This is a genomic window from Vibrio sp. V15_P4S5T153 (assembly GCF_963874485.1).
GTDB classification, from domain to species: Bacteria; Pseudomonadota; Gammaproteobacteria; order Enterobacterales; family Vibrionaceae; genus Vibrio; species Vibrio anguillarum.
Map to the genome: position 1 here is coordinate 1,717,058 of NZ_CAWNHR010000011.1, position 16,863 is coordinate 1,733,920.

17 protein-coding genes are annotated in these 16,863 nt (G+C 46.1%); 4 read left to right on the forward strand and 13 right to left on the reverse strand.

Going from position 1 to position 16,863, the window contains the following annotated elements; translation table 11 throughout:
* The first annotated feature begins 122 nt into the window (after nucleotides 1-122).
* Nucleotides 123-2,903, forward strand: a complete 2,781-nt coding sequence (gene barA / locus AACT42_RS09725) for a two-component sensor histidine kinase BarA (protein ID WP_094132270.1) — start codon at nucleotides 123-125, stop codon at nucleotides 2,901-2,903.
* A gap of 96 nt (nucleotides 2,904-2,999) precedes the next feature.
* Here barA and acpS read toward each other — a convergent pair whose 3' ends face one another.
* The 11 genes from acpS to rpoE all read right to left on the reverse strand — a co-directional run bounded on the left by acpS (nucleotide 3,000) and on the right by rpoE (nucleotide 12,146).
* Nucleotides 3,000-3,380, reverse strand: a complete 381-nt coding sequence (gene acpS / locus AACT42_RS09730; RefSeq protein ID WP_017042685.1) for a holo-ACP synthase — start codon at nucleotides 3,378-3,380, stop codon at nucleotides 3,000-3,002.
* Between the two features lie 9 nt (nucleotides 3,381-3,389).
* Nucleotides 3,390-4,121, reverse strand: a complete 732-nt coding sequence (pdxJ, locus tag AACT42_RS09735) for a pyridoxine 5'-phosphate synthase (RefSeq protein WP_013856034.1) — start codon at nucleotides 4,119-4,121, stop codon at nucleotides 3,390-3,392.
* Nucleotides 4,118-4,846 (reverse strand): DNA repair protein RecO, encoded by a 729-nt coding sequence (gene recO, locus AACT42_RS09740; RefSeq protein WP_026027280.1) that lies wholly within the window; start codon nucleotides 4,844-4,846, stop codon nucleotides 4,118-4,120. Before recO ends, pdxJ begins: the two co-directional genes overlap by 4 nt.
* 47 nt (nucleotides 4,847-4,893) lie before the next feature.
* Nucleotides 4,894-5,868 (reverse strand): GTPase Era, encoded by a 975-nt coding sequence (era, locus tag AACT42_RS09745; RefSeq protein ID WP_010319802.1) that lies wholly within the window; start codon nucleotides 5,866-5,868, stop codon nucleotides 4,894-4,896.
* A complete protein-coding gene (gene rnc, locus AACT42_RS09750) occupies nucleotides 5,861-6,538 on the reverse strand; it encodes a ribonuclease III (RefSeq protein WP_010319803.1) in 678 nt (225 codons plus the stop codon). The genes era and rnc overlap by 8 nt, the downstream gene beginning before the upstream one ends.
* A gap of 36 nt (nucleotides 6,539-6,574) precedes the next feature.
* The gene (lepB, locus tag AACT42_RS09755) at nucleotides 6,575-7,471 is read right to left on the reverse strand and encodes a signal peptidase I (RefSeq protein ID WP_094132271.1); all 897 of its coding nucleotides are present in this window, start codon (nucleotides 7,469-7,471) and stop codon (nucleotides 6,575-6,577) included.
* A gap of 94 nt (nucleotides 7,472-7,565) precedes the next feature.
* Complete coding sequence (lepA, locus tag AACT42_RS09760) at nucleotides 7,566-9,359, reverse strand: translation elongation factor 4 (RefSeq protein ID WP_026027281.1); 1,794 nt, start codon at nucleotides 9,357-9,359, stop codon at nucleotides 7,566-7,568.
* 112 nt (nucleotides 9,360-9,471) lie between these two features.
* Nucleotides 9,472-9,942, reverse strand: coding sequence for a SoxR reducing system RseC family protein (locus AACT42_RS09765; RefSeq protein ID WP_017046485.1), 471 nt, complete (start codon nucleotides 9,940-9,942; stop codon nucleotides 9,472-9,474).
* Nucleotides 9,939-10,919, reverse strand: coding sequence for a sigma-E factor regulatory protein RseB (gene rseB / locus AACT42_RS09770; protein WP_017042688.1), 981 nt, complete (start codon nucleotides 10,917-10,919; stop codon nucleotides 9,939-9,941). Before rseB ends, AACT42_RS09765 begins: the two co-directional genes overlap by 4 nt.
* Nucleotides 10,916-11,539 carry a sigma-E factor negative regulatory protein gene (locus tag AACT42_RS09775; RefSeq protein ID WP_094132272.1) on the reverse strand — a complete coding sequence of 208 codons (624 nt, stop codon included), beginning with the start codon at nucleotides 11,537-11,539 and terminating at the stop codon, nucleotides 10,916-10,918. Before AACT42_RS09775 ends, rseB begins: the two co-directional genes overlap by 4 nt.
* Nucleotides 11,540-11,573: 34 nt before the next feature.
* On the reverse strand, nucleotides 11,574-12,146 hold the full coding sequence (rpoE, locus tag AACT42_RS09780; protein WP_026027282.1) for an RNA polymerase sigma factor RpoE: 573 nt from the start codon (nucleotides 12,144-12,146) through the stop codon (nucleotides 11,574-11,576).
* A 405-nt stretch (nucleotides 12,147-12,551) separates the two neighbouring features.
* Here rpoE and nadB point away from each other — a divergent pair, with 405 nt between their 5' ends.
* Nucleotides 12,552-14,159, forward strand: a complete 1,608-nt coding sequence (nadB, locus tag AACT42_RS09785) for an L-aspartate oxidase (protein ID WP_017046483.1) — start codon at nucleotides 12,552-12,554, stop codon at nucleotides 14,157-14,159.
* A gap of 54 nt (nucleotides 14,160-14,213) precedes the next feature.
* Here nadB and AACT42_RS09790 read toward each other — a convergent pair whose 3' ends face one another.
* Entirely contained in the window at nucleotides 14,214-14,687 is a 474-nt protein-coding gene (locus tag AACT42_RS09790; protein ID WP_339373650.1) for a protein YgfX, read from the reverse strand.
* Nucleotides 14,611-14,871, reverse strand: coding sequence for an FAD assembly factor SdhE (locus AACT42_RS09795; protein WP_010319812.1), 261 nt, complete (start codon nucleotides 14,869-14,871; stop codon nucleotides 14,611-14,613). The genes AACT42_RS09790 and AACT42_RS09795 overlap by 77 nt, the downstream gene beginning before the upstream one ends.
* A 147-nt stretch (nucleotides 14,872-15,018) precedes the next feature.
* Here AACT42_RS09795 and ygfZ point away from each other — a divergent pair, with 147 nt between their 5' ends.
* Complete coding sequence (gene ygfZ / locus AACT42_RS09800) at nucleotides 15,019-15,990, forward strand: tRNA-modifying protein YgfZ (RefSeq protein ID WP_081245225.1); 972 nt, start codon at nucleotides 15,019-15,021, stop codon at nucleotides 15,988-15,990.
* 638 nt (nucleotides 15,991-16,628) lie between these two features.
* Entirely contained in the window at nucleotides 16,629-16,835 is a 207-nt protein-coding gene (locus AACT42_RS09805; protein ID WP_010319814.1) for a DUF1107 domain-containing protein, read from the forward strand.
* Nucleotides 16,836-16,863: the final 28 nt, after the last annotated feature.

Below are 16,863 nucleotides of genomic sequence, written 5' to 3' on the forward strand. Positions count from 1 at the left end.
GGATGATTGTCGAACTTACTCGACTTGATTAAGCTAGCCGTCAATTAAACGATTTTCGTACAGGCTTGCTCATCAAATTGCGGGCTATTTTCCCATATCCACACCACGATGTTTAGACAATAATGACCAGATATGGCTTACGCGCGCGCGTTATTACTTTAACCTTAGCTCCAACCTTAATTATCGGCTTGTTGCTCAGTGCTTTTTTCTCATTCAATCGCTACCATGATCTGGAAAAACAGGTGATCAATGCGGGGGCAAGCATCATCGAGCCCTTGGCCATTGCTAGTGAAGACGCCTTAAAAAACCAAAGCCGTGAGTCGGTACGCCGCATTATCAGCTACGCGCATCGAAAGAACTCTAAATTTGTCCGTAGTATTGCGGTGTTTGACGCCAACCACGAACTGTTTGTCACCTCGAATTTTCACCCTAACTTTGAAAGCTTAACTTATCCAAAAGATAAGCCCATTCCGATTTTAAGCAGCTCAAATCTCACCGAGAACACTTTAATACTGCGCACGCCAATTTTGGCCGAAAACCGTCTAACCGAAGGTATAAATGCCAATACATCAACGCCTGCGCTCGGCTATATCGCGATAGAGTTGGATCTCTCTTCATTGCGTTTACAACAGTATCAAGAGGTCTTTTCCGCCTTTTTAGTGCTTGCGCTTGGGCTAGGTTTATCGGGAATGTTCGCATTCCGACTCCTGCACGATGTGACTCGCCCTATCTCACACATGAAAAACATGGTGGATAGAATTCGTCGCGGCCACCTTGATGTGCGGATCGAAGGCAAAATGCACGGTGAGTTAGATTCGCTCAAAAAAGGGATCAACGCGATGGCGGTATCGCTATCGGAATATCACGTCGAAATGCAGCACAGTATCGACCAAGCCACCTCGGATTTGCGAGAAACCTTAGAGCAGTTGGAAATCCAAAACGTTGAATTGGACATTGCCAAAAAACGCGCCCAAGAAGCCGCGCGCATAAAATCAGAATTTCTTGCCAACATGTCCCATGAGTTGCGCACACCGCTTAACGGTGTCATTGGCTTCACCCGCCAAATGCTCAAAACCCAGTTGACGAATAGCCAAGCAGATTACTTACAAACCATTGAAAAATCGGCCAATAACTTATTGAACATCATCAATGACATTTTGGATTTCTCCAAGCTAGAAGCCGGTAAGTTAGCGCTGGAAAATATTCCGTTCGAGTTTCAAGAAAGTTTGGAAGAGGTGGTTAACCTCCAAGCGACCAGTGCTCATGAAAAAGGATTGGAAATCACTCTTAAAGTGGATCAAAAAATCCCAGCAGGCTTGGTAGGTGACCCACTTCGTATCCAACAAGTGTTGACCAACCTTGTCGGTAACTCGATTAAGTTCACCGAACGTGGCAACATCGACATCAGTGTTGAATTGCGCTCACAACGCGACAATGTGGTTGAGCTGCAATTTATGGTGCGCGACACCGGCATTGGTATTTCAGAGCGCCAACAAGCACAGCTGTTCCAAGCCTTTAGCCAAGCCGATGCCAGTATTTCTCGTCGCTACGGCGGCACTGGGCTTGGTTTGGTTATTACTCAAAAATTGGTCAGCCACATGGGCGGCGAAATTAGCCTCACCAGCCGCCTTCACCAAGGTTCCACCTTCTGGTTTACGCTGCGTCTCAATACCACTGAAATGCCGATGAGCGACTGGCTTGACCCACATATTTTAAGCAATAAACAGTTGTTGCTCGTTGAACCCAATATGCAAGCCGCCTCCATTATTCAGCAAATGTTGGTGCAGGCAGGGTTAACCGTCACATATCGAGCGGTGATGCCAGAAGAGACGGATCGCTTCGATTATGTATTACTCAATTTAGCCCCAAGTAGAGAGACTGATTTAGATTTGGTTGAGCAGTGGGTCACAAAGGCTATTCAGCTTGCCGACAACGTGATTATCGGTACACCAAGTACCGAGCTCGCACTATCCGATTATTTAATGCAGCATCATCCAGTGCAGTGCATTACCAAGCCACTGTCGCGTAAAAAATTGCTGCAACTGTTAATCGCGCACCAACCGGTACAGCCTGCCATTCAAGATCTACCGATCACACTCGATACACTGCCCCTGAAAGTAATGGCGGTGGATGATAACCCTGCCAACCTCAAACTGATCATGGCCCTGCTGCAAGAACGTGTTGAAACCGTCATCGCTTGTACGAATGGCCAAGAAGCGGTCGAACAAGCAAGCCGCCAGAAATTTGATATGATTTTGATGGACATCCAAATGCCACAGATGGATGGGGTCACCGCTTGCCAGGAAATTAAGAAAACGGTACTCAATCACCAAACGCCCGTGATTGCGGTAACGGCTCATGCAATGATCGGAGAGCGCGATCGTCTGCTGAAAGAAGGAATGGATGATTACCTCACTAAGCCGATTGAAGAGCACATCTTGCAGCAAGTGTTAGCACACTGGAACCCCTACGCCAACCGTAAACAGTTGGAGAAATTACAACTCACAGAACAAGTTATACCGTCGCCGTCACAGGAAGCTGAGCAGCCTAATCACACCATTATCATTGACTGGCAAAATGCTCTCAAACAATCAGCCAACAAGGAAGATTTGGCCAAAGAGCTGCTACAGATGCTAGTTGATTCTATTCCACAGGTGAGCCAAGTCGTCAGTATGGCGTTGGAAGATGATGAATACTCTACTCAAGATCTACTGCACCATATTCATAAACTGCACGGCAGTTGCTCATACAGTGGCGTACCCCGCTTGAAAAAAGTGTGCGCGGCGCTCGAACAGGCATTGCGCTCCGGCAAATCCATCAGCGATGTCGAACCGGAATTATTTGAGTTACAAGATGAGATGGACAAAGTGATCGCTACCGCTAAACCGTATTTAAGCGAATGAGCAATTTAACCGAAGAGACAATTTAACCGAATGAAAAAAGGGGCTTGCCGCGCAGTTGCCATGTTTGCTTATCAGCAAGCAGAGAAGATTGACAGATTAAGACTCTAAAATCACCGTCGCCACCGCATAATGACGCTCATCAGAAATGGTTAGGTGAATGTGATTCACACCGGCTGTGGCAGCCAACTGCTTAGCCTTACCTGATAGTGTTAGCACGGGTTTTCCGTTGGCGTCGTTGGTGACGGTAAAATCCTGAAAGCTAACGCCATGCGCAATACCCGTACCAAGCGCTTTAGATGCCGCTTCTTTAGCGGCAAAACGTTTCGCTAAATAGCGCCCTTTTTTCTTGAGCGAATGGAACACCGCCAATTCATCTTGGGTTAGCACCCGCTCGGCAAAAGCATCGCCACTGCGTGACAATGCTTTTTCTATGCGTTCAATTTCCGCAATATCAGTCCCTAAGCCGATAATCGCCATCGGTAGACCTTATTTGCGAGCCGCTTGCATGATGGCTTTCATATCGGCGACCGACTTCTCCAAACCATCAAATACAGCACGCCCGATAATCGAGTGCCCAATGTTGAGTTCGTAAATTTCAGGCAGTGCAGCAATGGCAGCTACGTTGTGGTAAGTCAAACCGTGACCAGCGTTCACCGTAATGCCCAAATCACTTGCATAACTCGCAGCCGCCGCAATTTTCTTTAACTCATCTTGCTGATCCGCTTCGGTTGTTGCATCGGCGTAATGACCAGTATGCAATTCAATAAACGGTGCACCGCAAGTTTTAGCTGCGTTAATCTGCTCACGATCAGCATCAATAAACAGAGAGACTTTTATGCCTGCAGCGGTCAGTTTTTCGGTTGCCGCTTTCACTTTGTCAAGCTGTCCTAATACGTCCAGCCCACCTTCCGTCGTTAGTTCTTCACGCTTTTCAGGCACTAAACACACAAATTCAGGCTGAGTTTGCAGAGCAATATCAATCATTTCGTCGGTAACGGCCATCTCAAGGTTCATTCGAGTTTGCAACGTCTCGCGTAAAATACGCACATCGCGATCCTTGATATGGCGTCGGTCTTCACGTAGGTGAATGGTAATGCCATCGGCTCCGGCACGCTCTGCCATTTCAGCAGCATGCACGGGATCTGGGTATTTAGTACCGCGGGCATTTCGTAACGTGGCGATGTGATCGATATTAACGCCTAAGTAAATTGCGCTCATTTTCCTATACTCCGTACTCTGGAAAAACTAGACATGGGCAGGAAAAGCTCCCTGCTTTTTAAAGGTTTGCCGCCAAGATACGGCTTTAACGCTATGCGTGTAAAGCGTTTTGCCGCTTGAAGCTGCTCTTTACTGACAAAGCGCCGCTCACTAATGGCAATCAACTCATCGCCCATAAACGTGAGGTTATCGCGCCTAACAGAAGCGATAAAACCTTTTTGCTCGCGATAGCGATAAGTCATGCGAGGATCGATGGCTTCTCCCGTTCCGGCGCAATGCAAGAAATCAACGCCATAACCCATTGAAGCTAGCAACGCGAGTTCAAAACGGCGCAGTGCTGGTTCTGGATTTTCACACTGAGCCAACTCGGTGAGTGCATGCAGATAATCATGGAACAGACCCGGGCAAGGCACTTCTTGCGCAAGTACACGGCCAATCAGCTCATTGACGTACATGGCAGAATAGAGATGAATACCACTGAGCGGTAAGCCAAGGCTAATCGGTTCAGCTTGGCGCAAGGTTTTCATTGAACCGTTGCCTGACCATTTGAGCAATAAGGGGGTAAAAGGTTGCAGCGCACCTTTTAAGTTCGATCGTTTACTGCGTGCGCCTTTGGACATTAAGGTAACGCGGCCATACTCCTCGCTAAACACATCAAGGATTAGGCTCGACTCGCTATAAGGACGTCGATGAAGGACAAAACAGCGCTGTAAACCGTCTGACATATCAGCACTCAAAGGTGAGCGATGTTCTCGCCCACCTCGAATAGAGGTTATAGATCGTCAATATAACCAAGGCTACGAAGGGCACGTTCATCATCTGCCCACCCGGATTTCACTTTCACCCAAGTTTCTAGGTAAACCTTGCGACCAAACAACTCTTCCATATCTAAACGTGCTTCACGGCCGATGGTTTTAATTTTTTCACCACCTTTGCCGATCACCATTTTTTTCTGGCCGCTGCGTTCAACGAGGATCAACGCGTTGATATGAAAACCATCGGTTTCAGGGTTATAGTCAAAACGTTCAATTTCAACGGTTACTGAATACGGCAGCTCTTCACCAGTAAAGCGCATCAGTTTTTCACGCACAATCTCGGAAGCCATGAAACGCTGTGAGCGATCGGTCACATACTCTTCAGGGAAGTGATGCGTGGCTTGAGGTAAATGCTCACGCACATGTTTGCGCAATACATCGACATTTTTGCCATGTTTTGCCGCAATCGGCACGACATCAACAAATTCCATTTTCTTCGATAGCTCTAGCATGTGCATCATTACATCGTTACGATCTTTCACGTTATCGACTTTATTGACACACAACACTACAGGGAAATTAGCATTGCGTAACTTGTTGAGCACCATTTCATCATCGGCGGTCCACTGAGTGCCATCGACTAAGAACAGCACTAAGTTAACATCACTGAGTGAACTACTTGCCGCGCGGTTCATCAAGCGGTTAATCGCACGCTTTTCTTCAATGTGTAACCCTGGAGTATCAACGTAAATCGCTTGGTATGGCCCCTCTGTATCGACACCCATAATGCGGTGACGAGTGGTTTGAGGCTTGCGCGATGTGATGGATATCTTTTGTCCCAGTAAGTTATTCAGCAGAGTTGATTTCCCGACATTGGGGCGACCCACAATGGCGATAAAACCACAGTGCTGCTCACCACTTTCCGGAGTTGCTTCATTGCTGTTGGTGTTTGATGCGAAGTACGCATCCAAATCAAATTCGTTATCAGCCATTTGTCAGTTGCTCTAGTGCAATTTCAGCCGCCGATTGTTCAGCTTTACGACGACTGGTGCCTTTACCAATTACAGGCGTTCCCATTCCTGCTACATCACACGATACCGTAAATTCTTGGTTGTGTGCTTCACCTTTAATATTAGTCACTGTGTAGATAGGCAGTTGCTTTCTTCTACCTTGCAGAAACTCTTGTAGGCGAGTTTTTGGGTCTTTTTGCGATACGCCCGGCTCAATGGCGTCAAGGCGCTCTTGATACCAGCTCAAAATAATACGTCGTACTACTTCGGTATCGCTGTCTAAATAAATCGCACCAATGATGGCTTCTACGGCATCAGCAAGGATTGAATCACGGCGGAAACCACCACTTTTCAACTCACCTGGACCTAATTTTAAGTAATCTCCTAGGCAAAATTCTCTGCCCAGTTCAGCCAATGTGTGACCACGCACAAGCGTAGCGCGCATACGACTCATATCCCCTTCGTTAATTTTAGGGAAACGGTGGTACAGCTCATCAGCGATGACAAAACTTAAAATTGAATCGCCCAGAAACTCAAGACGTTCATTGTGCTTACCATTTGCACTGCGATGTGTCAGTGCTAAGGAAATAAACTCGGGATCATTAAATGAATAACCGAGTTTAGTTTCTAATTTACTAATTGGAGAATTCATGCTCTCTCGATGTAGTGATGGCTAGCCAAAGCTAGCCTAGTTAATGCCACCAATGCGGTTAAAACGCACACCAGTTGGGATCCACGAAGGTAAAACGCTATCGGCACCACGTTCAAATTCAAAACTTATCCAAATACCGACCGCTTTACCGACTAAGTTTGCTTCTGGAACAAAGCCCCAGTAACGGCTATCAGCACTGTTGTCACGGTTATCACCCATCACAAAATACTGACCTTGAGGAACAACCCATTCATTAACGCCATGGCGTGGCTGATAAGCATCAACACGATCACGACGCAATGGATTGATCAAAATCTGGTGTTCAACCTGACCTAACTTTTCATTCACTTGAATTAAAGGGATGCCATTTTGGTTGAACTCACTCTCTTCAACATTGGACAGTTTGACCTGTTTACATTCTGTTGAACCTTGAGCTTGAATACAAATCTCTTTGTTGCTGCTATAACGAACTGTGTCACCCGGCATGCCGACCACGCGCTTGATGTAGTCAATGCTTGGTTGCGGTGGGTATTTAAAGACCACGACATCACCACGCTCTGGTTCACCAGTTTCGACCAGTTGAGTACGCCATACTGGGTCTTTCAAACCGTAAGCGTATTTCTCAACTAAGATGAAGTCGCCCACCAGCAACGTTGGCATCATTGAGCCAGATGGAATCTGAAAAGGTTCGTACACAAAAGAGCGTAGCACCAGCACAAAAGCAATCACAGGGAAGATGGAAACACTGTTTTCAATCCACCAAGGTTGCGCGGAAATTTTGGCGCTGAGTTTGTCATCCAAGCCGTTGGTTTGCGCTTCAATAGCGGCCATCTTCTGTTGACGTTTTTTCGCCCACACCAACTTCTCCAGCACCCAAACTATGCCGGTCACTAATGTGACGATCACCAAGATGAGTGAAAATGTATTCGCCATGGAGTTCCCTTATCTAAAAATACGAAAGTGAAAGAGCCGAAACTCTTTCACTTAAATGGTGACTGCTGCATGCATAAGAAAGCCAAAGCAATGCTTAATCTTTACCTACGTGCAAAATGGCAAGGAAGGCTTCTTGTGGCAACTCAACATTACCAATTTGCTTCATGCGCTTCTTACCTTCTTTCTGCTTCTTAAGCAGTTTTTTCTTACGGCTAATATCACCACCGTAACATTTCGCCAGTACGTTTTTACGTAGCTGCTTCACGGTTGAACGAGCAATAATGTGGTTACCGATCGCCGCTTGAATCGCGATATCAAACATTTGGCGAGGGATAAACTCTTTCATTTTCTCAACCACTTGACGACCGCGCGTTTGCGAATTGTCTTTGTGAGTGATGATGGCTAGCGCATCCACTTTGTCACCATTTAGCAAGATATCCACACGGACCATGCTTGAAGCTTCAAAGCGTTGGAAACCATAATCAAGTGATGCATAACCACGAGAAGTTGACTTCAAGCGGTCAAAGAAATCAAGCACCACTTCGGCCATCGGTACATCATAAGTCAAGGCTACTTGGTTACCGTGATAGACCATATCAACCTGCACACCACGTTTTTCAACGCACAACATAATGACGTTACCCAAATATTCAGAAGGGGTCAAAATGTTACAACGCGCAATCGGTTCACGAATCTCTTCAATGTCGTTCACCGCAGGCAATTTAGCCGGGCTATCAACATAAAGCATCGTGCCATCGGTCTTCTTCACTTCATAGACTACCGTTGGCGCAGTGGTGATAAGGTCAAGATCGTATTCGCGCTCTAAACGCTCTTGAATAATCTCCATGTGGAGCATACCCAAGAAACCACAACGGAAACCAAAACCAAGAGCGGCCGAACTTTCTGGCTCATAGAATAACGAGGCATCGTTTAGGCTCAGTTTACCTAACGCATCACGAAAGTTTTCGTAATCATCAGAAGAGACAGGGAAAAGCCCCGCATACACCTGCGGTTTCACTTTTTTAAAGCCTGGCAATGCTTTTTCACACGGATCTTTCGCGCTGGTCAGGGTATCACCTACAGGAGCGCCGAGAATGTCTTTAATACCACAAACCACCCAGCCCACTTCACCAGTGTTCAACATGGTTTTGTCGACTTGTTTTGGCGTAAAAATACCTAAACGGTCAATACCCCAAGTTTGGCCTGTGCTCATCACTTTAATCTTGTCATTTTTCTTCAGCGCACCATTTTTCACTCGCACTAAAGAGACAACACCTAAGTAGTTATCAAACCAAGAATCGATGATTAACGCTTGCAGCGGCGCAGCAGGATCGCCCTCAGGAGCCGGAATACCAGAAACGATTTTTTCTAGCACTTCATCCACGCCAAGGCCTGTTTTCGCAGAGCAGCGCACTGCGTCAATAGCATCGATGCCGACAATATCTTCAATTTCTTCCGCTACGCGTTCAGGCTCTGCGGCTGGCAAATCAATCTTATTTAGGATTGGGACAACTTCAAGGTCCATTTCAATGGCGGTATAACAGTTAGCCAATGTTTGCGCTTCAACGCCTTGACCAGCATCCACCACCAATAGAGCACCTTCACAGGCGGCTAAAGAACGGGAAACTTCATAAGAAAAGTCAACGTGTCCAGGAGTATCGATAAAGTTGAGCTGGTATGTCTCGCCATCGTTTGCTTTGTAATCGAGCGTCACACTCTGTGCTTTGATGGTGATGCCACGCTCACGCTCAAGGTCCATAGAGTCTAGAACTTGAGATTCCATTTCACGATCACTTAATCCACCACAAACTTGGATCAAACGGTCAGATAGGGTCGACTTACCATGGTCGATGTGGGCGATAATCGAAAAGTTACGAATGTGCTTCATAGATTTGGGATGACTAAACTCTTGAAAAAAGGGACATAAGAAAGCCACATCAAGCGGCGTTTCCATAAAGTTGGCCGATTCTACCCAATTTCGGTAGGGTTCGCATCATAAATTAGGCGATAGGTTCACCAAGGACTCGGACCAAAACCACCTCTTGCTGCGATCGTTTTTCAAGAACCACAGAACAACGTTTGGCAATTCCGATCCCCAGCGCGATAAAAACAGCGGCCGTGATGATCACGATGCCCTCACCTAAACCGAGCCAAGGGGCCAAGAGGCTCTCACCCAGCCAAGCGCCGAACATCATCATAAAAAGCGGCACCAAATACACTAAGGCTGCCGATTGAAGCAAGCTTTTTTCGGGGAAACCGATTTCAACCGTCTGGCCTTGCTTCACTGGTTTTTTCGTATCGAGTTGCCATAACAGCGCTTTGTTACCAATCGCTTTCGATACGATCCCTGTACCACAACTTTTGGAGGACGAACAACTGCTGCAACTGGTCTGCTGCTGACAACTGAGTTCAACGTGAAACCCTTTAGCATCAGGTTGAACAGCGGTGACTGTTGCTAACGCCGTCATCATGGTTTGGTTGCCTCTGTTGAGGGCGCCGCAGGCTGGACAAACGTCACCGATTGAGCAATGCGCTGCGCCGTTGCCGGTGGAATATCACCGACCACTGAGATTTCATTGTTTCCTTTCACCACACTATGCAAGGTACGGCGGCCTTGACGAACCAGTTGGCCTTTCAGCGAATGGTTGTCACTATCGGAAATATAAACAGAAAAACTAAATAGCCCATCACTGAACATCTGGCTCTCGACCAAACGCTCAGTAATCGCCATACGATAACGGTTAAGCTCTTTGGGTTCAAAGCCTTCAGGTTTCCAACTCACTTGCCAAAAACTTTCGGTAAGGTTGCCTTTCGGTAACGTCAATACCTCGGGTAACTCAACGTCATTTAGCCCTTGCATCGCCTGCGCTAATTTGTCGCTAATGGCGTAAGAAATCGTGCGATATTGCTCAAGCACCTCGCCGTCGCGATCGACTAAATCAGCTCGCAATGGCAAGTTACTGGTTTCATCTACCCACAAAATATAGGAATAGCGTAAGCCATCTTTCGGCACCACTCGCACCACTTGGCAAGCCGTGCCCGCTTCACGTGCACGGCCAACTTTGACGAAATCGTAGTAACGGCCTAATTCGGTGACATTGCTGGTTAGCATCGGAATCGTCGGCGCAACCATAGTGCTTGACTCAATGGTGAACGGTTCTACCCCAGGTTCAATGTAACTCACTTCATTGCCACGGCGAATCACTTCACGGATCGGGCCGCTGAGATAAACGAGATGCGCAAATTGCTGATCGCCTTGACTTGCATGACGATACAGCAGTGGATCGATGCTGTTTTTCTTAATCAGAATGTAAGACAGCTCATAATTTAAATGCTGACTGGCCTCGTTCATTTGAAGCAACAAAGCCTCTGCAGGTTGGTCTTCTGCAAAGGCTAATGTAGAGTTCAAACTGAACAGCGCCAGTGCACTGATCAGGAATTTATTCATTCAACTACCGATTCAAGTACATCGTTATGTGGGCTTGCACTTTCACTGTTCAGGCGAAGTTGCAGCTCGTAGTCTTGCAATAATGCGTTTACGCGGCGACGTTGTTCTTGCACGCGGCTTTCGCTGGTTTGGCGCTCTACTGAATCACGCGTTAAGCTCACTGGCTCTGCGCTGCCAGCCAACGGAATGGTTTGCAGTACGGGTAATTGGTCGTTTTGATTCACTCCTGAATTACGGCCACCGTATTGTTGAACACCTAAAATCACCACAAACGACACACACGCAGCAACCGCAACCTGGCCAAATTGGGAAAGCCAAGCCGGTAACTGCCGACGAGCTTGAGCTGGCGTCGGCTGAGACTCACGGCTTGCATCACGAAAATCAATAACCGAAGCAGATTGTAAACGACTGTGTGCGGGTTCGTCATCCAATGCTAATGCAACGCTCTGTGCAATATCCCACTCAGCTCGGACTGGGGCATCTCCACGCATCACATCACCAACCAGATGGTAATTTTTCCACGTTTGCAAACTTTCTTGGTCGAGCTCTAATTCTTGAATGAGCGCTTTATCGACCATTTCCCCATCCATGAGTGCTGAAAGTCTTTCTTTGTCAGCCATTATTTATTCACCATTTTCGTTACCAGTATGAGCGCTATAAAAGAGGTTTAATCTTCTTTTCTACCGCTTCACGAGCGCGGAAGATGCGAGAACGCACCGTTCCTACAGGACAATCCATGACTTCTGCTATTTCCTCGTAACTTAAACCATCCAGTTCACGCAAGGTCATCGCAGTTTTCAAATCTTCAGGCAACGCTTCTATCGCACCAAAAACGACCCGCTGCAATTCTTTCGACAACGTAATGTTCTCAGGGTTCGATATTTCTTTTAATGCGTTGCCACTTTCGTAATATTCAGCATCTTCAGCATCAACATCGCTAGCGGGCGGTCTACGACTTTGGGCTACAATGTGATTCTTAGCGGTATTAACAGCAATACGGTATAGCCAAGTGTAAAAGGCACTCTCTCCGCGAAAACTTGGGATAGCCCGATACGCTTTGATGAACGCTTCTTGTGCGACATCGGCTACATCTCCGGAATTGCTCACATACCGAGAAATAAGGTTGCAGACTTTATTTTGGTACCTTAAAACCAAAAGGTTAAATGCTTGCTTATCTCCACTCTGAACTCGCTCAATCAATACTTGATCGGTCAGCTGCTCGTTCATTCGAGCCTGTACTCCTATTGTTATTCCCCTTACCTTCTCAGATATGGGCATTCATTATGCAAAATGTAGTATTGACACCACCGCTTACATGAGCACTATTGTGACTCAAGGGAGAATAGAAAGTTCCATTCTGTCTAAAAATATTTGCCAAGCATTATTCAATAAATGTGATCTAATTTCACTATAGGGGATCCCCAGTATAGTGAGGGTCGATAAGACGAAAGACAATGGCATTTACAAAGTATTGCATCAAATCTTTCTCTACTGCTATTGGCTTGAAGCCATAGCGATACCGTTAGTGGATAAACCTTGCGGCTGAATCACTTCAAGAGTATAGATACATGCAATGCATATTTAAAATGAGAGTTGGACAACTCTACTCTAGTTCGGGAATTTAAAAGTTTTATGAACGCAAACCGTGAACATCTATGCGATGTATTAGTCGTAGGCAGTGGCGCAGCGGGTTTATCGCTCGCACTACGCGTAGCAAAACACAGTAAAGTCATTGTACTGAGTAAGGGACCACGCAGTGAAGGTGCCACTTATTACGCTCAGGGAGGTATTGCCGCTGTTTTTGACGAATCAGACAGTATTGAGTCACACGTCGAAGACACTCAAATTGCGGGCGCAGGGATCTGTGAAGAGGATACTGTCCGTTTCATCGCCGAGCATGCTAAAGAGTGTGTTCAGTGGCTTATCGATGGCGGCGTTCCTTTTGACAGAGAAGAGAATGACAGTGATGAAGCACCTCGCTATCACTTAACTCGTGAAGGCGGCCATAGTCATCGCCGCATCTTGCACGCGGCTGACGCCACTGGCATGGCAATGCAAACCTCCTTGCAAGACAATGTTCATAATCACCCCAACATTACTATCCTTGAACGTCACAATGCACTGGATTTAATCACCGAAGATAAAATCGGTGGTGATAAAAAAAGAGTGGTTGGCGCTTATATTTGGAACCGCAATGAGGAACACGTTGAAACGATCCGCGCTAAGTTTGTCGTTTTAGCCACGGGCGGCGCCTCAAAAGTGTATCAATATACCTCTAACCCTGATGTTTCCTCAGGTGATGGTATCGCAATGGCGTGGCGTGCAGGATGCCGAGTGGCGAACCTTGAGTTCAATCAATTCCATCCAACTTGTCTTTTCCACCCTGAAGCACGTAATTTCCTACTGACAGAAGCACTACGTGGCGAAGGCGCTTTTTTAAGACGCCCAGACGGTTCACGATTCATGCTCGATTTTGATGAACGTGCCGAACTGGCTCCTCGTGATATCGTGGCTCGCGCCATCGACTATGAGATGAAGCGTTTAGGTGCTGATTGTATGTATCTGGACATCAGCCACAAACCGGCCGATTTTATTGAAAAACATTTCCCAACCATTTATACACGCTTGATGGATTTGGGCATTGATATGACCAAAGAACCGATTCCGATTGTTCCTGCGGCGCACTACACTTGTGGTGGCGTTATTGTCAATAAACAAGGTAAAACGGATCTGCATAATCTGTATGCGATCGGCGAAGTTAGCTACACCGGTTTGCACGGTGCTAACCGAATGGCGTCGAACTCTCTATTAGAATGCGTCGTTTATGCTTGGTCAGCGGCAAAGGATATTTTAAAAGGATTACCAACGGCTCAGCTCCCACCAAGCTTACCCGGTTGGGATGAAAGTAAGGTCAATAACTCTGATGAAGAGGTCGTAATCCAACATAACTGGCATGAACTGCGCCTATTTATGTGGGATTACATGGGGATTGTCCGCACAGATAAGCGCTTAGAGCGAGCACTACGCCGCATTCAATTACTGCAACAAGAAACCCACGAATACTACAGTCATTTCCGCGTTTCAAATAACCTGCTTGAGCTGCGTAACTTACTGCAAGTGGCAGAGCTGATGGTGCGTTGTGCTATGCAACGTAAAGAGAGCCGCGGTTTGCACTACACGCTCGATTACCCAGAGTTAGCCGAAAATAGTGGCCCAACGATCCTAACGCCAGACGAGTAACCTCGCCAACGATCATCTGTTGGCGTCAAGTTGACCGAATGAATAAAGGAGCGTTTATCGCTCCTTTATTGTTGGTGATTGGTTATGGGTAACCTGCCGAAGCTGCACCAATAAACGGCGATAATCCGTTTCCACACAACTGTCGCGCCACACTAGATAGCGCTTACCTTGTTGTGCATAAATGATTAACACCATAAACGCAAACTGTGTAGAAACCTTTTCAATGGACAGGTTCTGGTCGGCACATTGCCACTCACCGTGACTCGTGAGCTTGAATTGGCCGATTAAGCTAGGGACTAACAGTGAGGTACTCTTTTGCGCCGCGATAAGAGGTGCGTAAAATAAAGGGAGCGTTACAAGTGGAATGGGCGATATCAATAATGCCCACACGGCTATCATCAAACAAATGAAGTTAGTAATGCGGGCAAAATGGGAAGGAAATAATACGAAATTAACGCACTTTGCTGAGGTTGTGAGCAACAATTTTATCCACCATTGCCGCATGCCCAAGATTTTCGCTACGACCATGCCCCATGATCCAAGTAAATAGATCAGGGTCGTCAGACTCAAGTAGGGAAACGAAATCTCGTTGCTCATTTTCATTCAGAGAATCAAAGCACTCTTCAAAGAACGGCATCACAACCACATCGAGCTCTAACATTCCACGACGGCATGCCCACTTGATTCTTGCTTTTTCTTCAGTGGTGTACATCGGTTTTCCTCACCTTATGTTTATTTGCGTTGAGTGTATCAACTGGATGAAGATACAACTAGTAGATGAGTCACAGTCCCTGTTCAAGCTGACAAAAAAAAATTTCCGGATTAACATGGGGCTCAAGATTCTCTTTAGGTAACGACTATGGACTGGCAAAACACATTGACACCTCTCGCAGTAACCGCCAATGACTCACTTCCACCACTGATGCTGACTCATCTTGCATCCTGGGGCGCTATCATCATTTCAGGCAATGATAAAAAAGCCTATTTGCAAGGCCAAGTGACCTGTAATGTCGTCACTCTTGAACCAACACAGTCAACCTTAGGCGCCCATTGTGATGCGAAAGGCAAAGTGTGGTCCGTCTTTCGCCTGTTCCACCATCACGATGGTTATGCGATGTTCCAGCCTTTATCAGCAATAGAGGCTGAATTAAGAGAGCTGAAAAAATACGCTATTTTTTCTAAGGTCAATATCAGCCAGAGCCAAGACATCGCTCTGGGTGTTATGGGCGAACAAGCTGAGCAATATATCAATACATTAACGGCGGATGAAGGTGAAGTGCGTTTGATTGACGGCGGTAGCGCCATCAAAATTTCATCCCAACGTTGGCTATTACTTGTTTCAGAGCAAACCGCGCAACAGCTCATGACGCAAAGTGAAGCTCTGAAAGTCACCGAGGAAACGTGGACTCGCTTTGATATCGAAGAAGCAGTCCCCGTCCTTGGTCAAGCGGATCAAAATGAGCACATACCGCAAGCCGTTAATCTTCAGGCCTTTAATGGTATCAGCTTTAATAAAGGGTGTTATACAGGTCAAGAAACCGTCGCTCGCGCTAAATATCGAGGTATTAATAAGCGTGCAATGTACATCCTTCAAGGCAACATTGAGCAACCGCTAAATAATGATCAACCAATCATGATCGAACGCTCAGTTGGAGAAAACTGGCGTAGTGCTGGGCAATTAATAGTTCACTACACGTTTGCTGATAATACCGCTATCGGTTTAATAGTCTTACCAAACAATCTCGAGCCAGAAACTGAGTTTCGTCTTGCAAGCCAACCAAACACTCGTTGGTTTATGCAAGCTCTCCCCTACTCTCTTACTGACGAATAAGCTTCTTCCTTATATTGACCATGCGCCTCTTTACGAGGCGTATGCTTTCTAACACTCGCCTATCTCGAATAAATTCCAGGAAAAAGAATGCAATAATGTAATCCATTACATTGGCACGTGATCGCTCTCTAAATCACACAACATTAGGGATGAATTTTTAGTCATTATTGAAACATAAATAGTCATCAGGTTTATTTTGACGTAATCTAACAATGCTGGTCAGGACAAACGAGAAGTTGCCCTGACCAGCAAAAAAGTGAATCCACTGATTGTTTCAGGACATCCACTTTTTGTGTAATGCATCTGTGACTATTCGCCCGCCTATTATTTAAGCGGGCTTTTTTTTAGGCTATTCTTAACCAAAATTTAACACTTTCCATAAACAGCAGCTATTCTTTAAAGTGTAATATTTGTCGTGCTTAATATGCACCAAGTGAATGGTGCACTGAGCATTTTTTGTTAGCACTATTTTGAGGAGATAATCACGCAAACATGGGTATTTATCCAACATTTTGCCTACGGCAGCACAAATATCCAAAAGAGTCACCAATAACTGCATATTCCTCTATGGCAATCACACTATTAGAGGCGCAATTTATTTATAATTTGCAGTGTTAGAATAACAGAAGGATCGAAGTATGAGACTGTTTAAGCGCTATACGCCAGGTATGATAGCTAAACACGTAAGTCGGCTTTTTAAAGGAAGAATCTATATTTACGGGGTTGGAAAATTTGAATTCGATAATGGCAAACTGATCTTGCCAGAGCGCGCAGACAAGCGCCACTTTCAGACGGTGAAGGAAGTGAATCAGGAAATCATGAGACTACGCTGCGCCTACGCATAATACGAGTTTCATTAAAGAATTTTAAAAG

What these genes read in the sequence shown, in the direction of transcription:
- acpS (WP_017042685.1), bottom strand. Translation starts at nt 3,380, where the DNA reads ATGGCGATTATCGGCTTAGGGACTGATATTGCGGAAATTGAACGCATA.
- nadB (WP_017046483.1), top strand. Translation starts at nt 12,552, where the DNA reads ATGAACGCAAACCGTGAACATCTATGCGATGTATTAGTCGTAGGCAGT.
- AACT42_RS09795 (WP_010319812.1), bottom strand. Translation starts at nt 14,871, where the DNA reads ATGTACACCACTGAAGAAAAAGCAAGAATCAAGTGGGCATGCCGTCGT.
- era (WP_010319802.1), bottom strand. Translation starts at nt 5,868, where the DNA reads ATGGCTGATAACGAATTTGATTTGGATGCGTACTTCGCATCAAACACC.
- rpoE (WP_026027282.1), bottom strand. Translation starts at nt 12,146, where the DNA reads ATGAACGAGCAGCTGACCGATCAAGTATTGATTGAGCGAGTTCAGAGT.
- AACT42_RS09765 (WP_017046485.1), bottom strand. Translation starts at nt 9,942, where the DNA reads ATGATGACGGCGTTAGCAACAGTCACCGCTGTTCAACCTGATGCTAAA.
- rnc (WP_010319803.1), bottom strand. Translation starts at nt 6,538, where the DNA reads ATGAATTCTCCAATTAGTAAATTAGAAACTAAACTCGGTTATTCATTT.
- AACT42_RS09805 (WP_010319814.1), top strand. Translation starts at nt 16,629, where the DNA reads ATGAGACTGTTTAAGCGCTATACGCCAGGTATGATAGCTAAACACGTA.
- AACT42_RS09775 (WP_094132272.1), bottom strand. Translation starts at nt 11,539, where the DNA reads ATGGCTGACAAAGAAAGACTTTCAGCACTCATGGATGGGGAAATGGTC.
- lepA (WP_026027281.1), bottom strand. Translation starts at nt 9,359, where the DNA reads ATGAAGCACATTCGTAACTTTTCGATTATCGCCCACATCGACCATGGT.
- lepB (WP_094132271.1), bottom strand. Translation starts at nt 7,471, where the DNA reads ATGGCGAATACATTTTCACTCATCTTGGTGATCGTCACATTAGTGACC.
- barA (WP_094132270.1), top strand. Translation starts at nt 123, where the DNA reads ATGACCAGATATGGCTTACGCGCGCGCGTTATTACTTTAACCTTAGCT.
- ygfZ (WP_081245225.1), top strand. Translation starts at nt 15,019, where the DNA reads ATGGACTGGCAAAACACATTGACACCTCTCGCAGTAACCGCCAATGAC.
- recO (WP_026027280.1), bottom strand. Translation starts at nt 4,846, where the DNA reads ATGTCAGACGGTTTACAGCGCTGTTTTGTCCTTCATCGACGTCCTTAT.
- AACT42_RS09790 (WP_339373650.1), bottom strand. Translation starts at nt 14,687, where the DNA reads ATGGTCGTAGCGAAAATCTTGGGCATGCGGCAATGGTGGATAAAATTG.
- rseB (WP_017042688.1), bottom strand. Translation starts at nt 10,919, where the DNA reads ATGAATAAATTCCTGATCAGTGCACTGGCGCTGTTCAGTTTGAACTCT.
- pdxJ (WP_013856034.1), bottom strand. Translation starts at nt 4,121, where the DNA reads ATGAGCGCAATTTACTTAGGCGTTAATATCGATCACATCGCCACGTTA.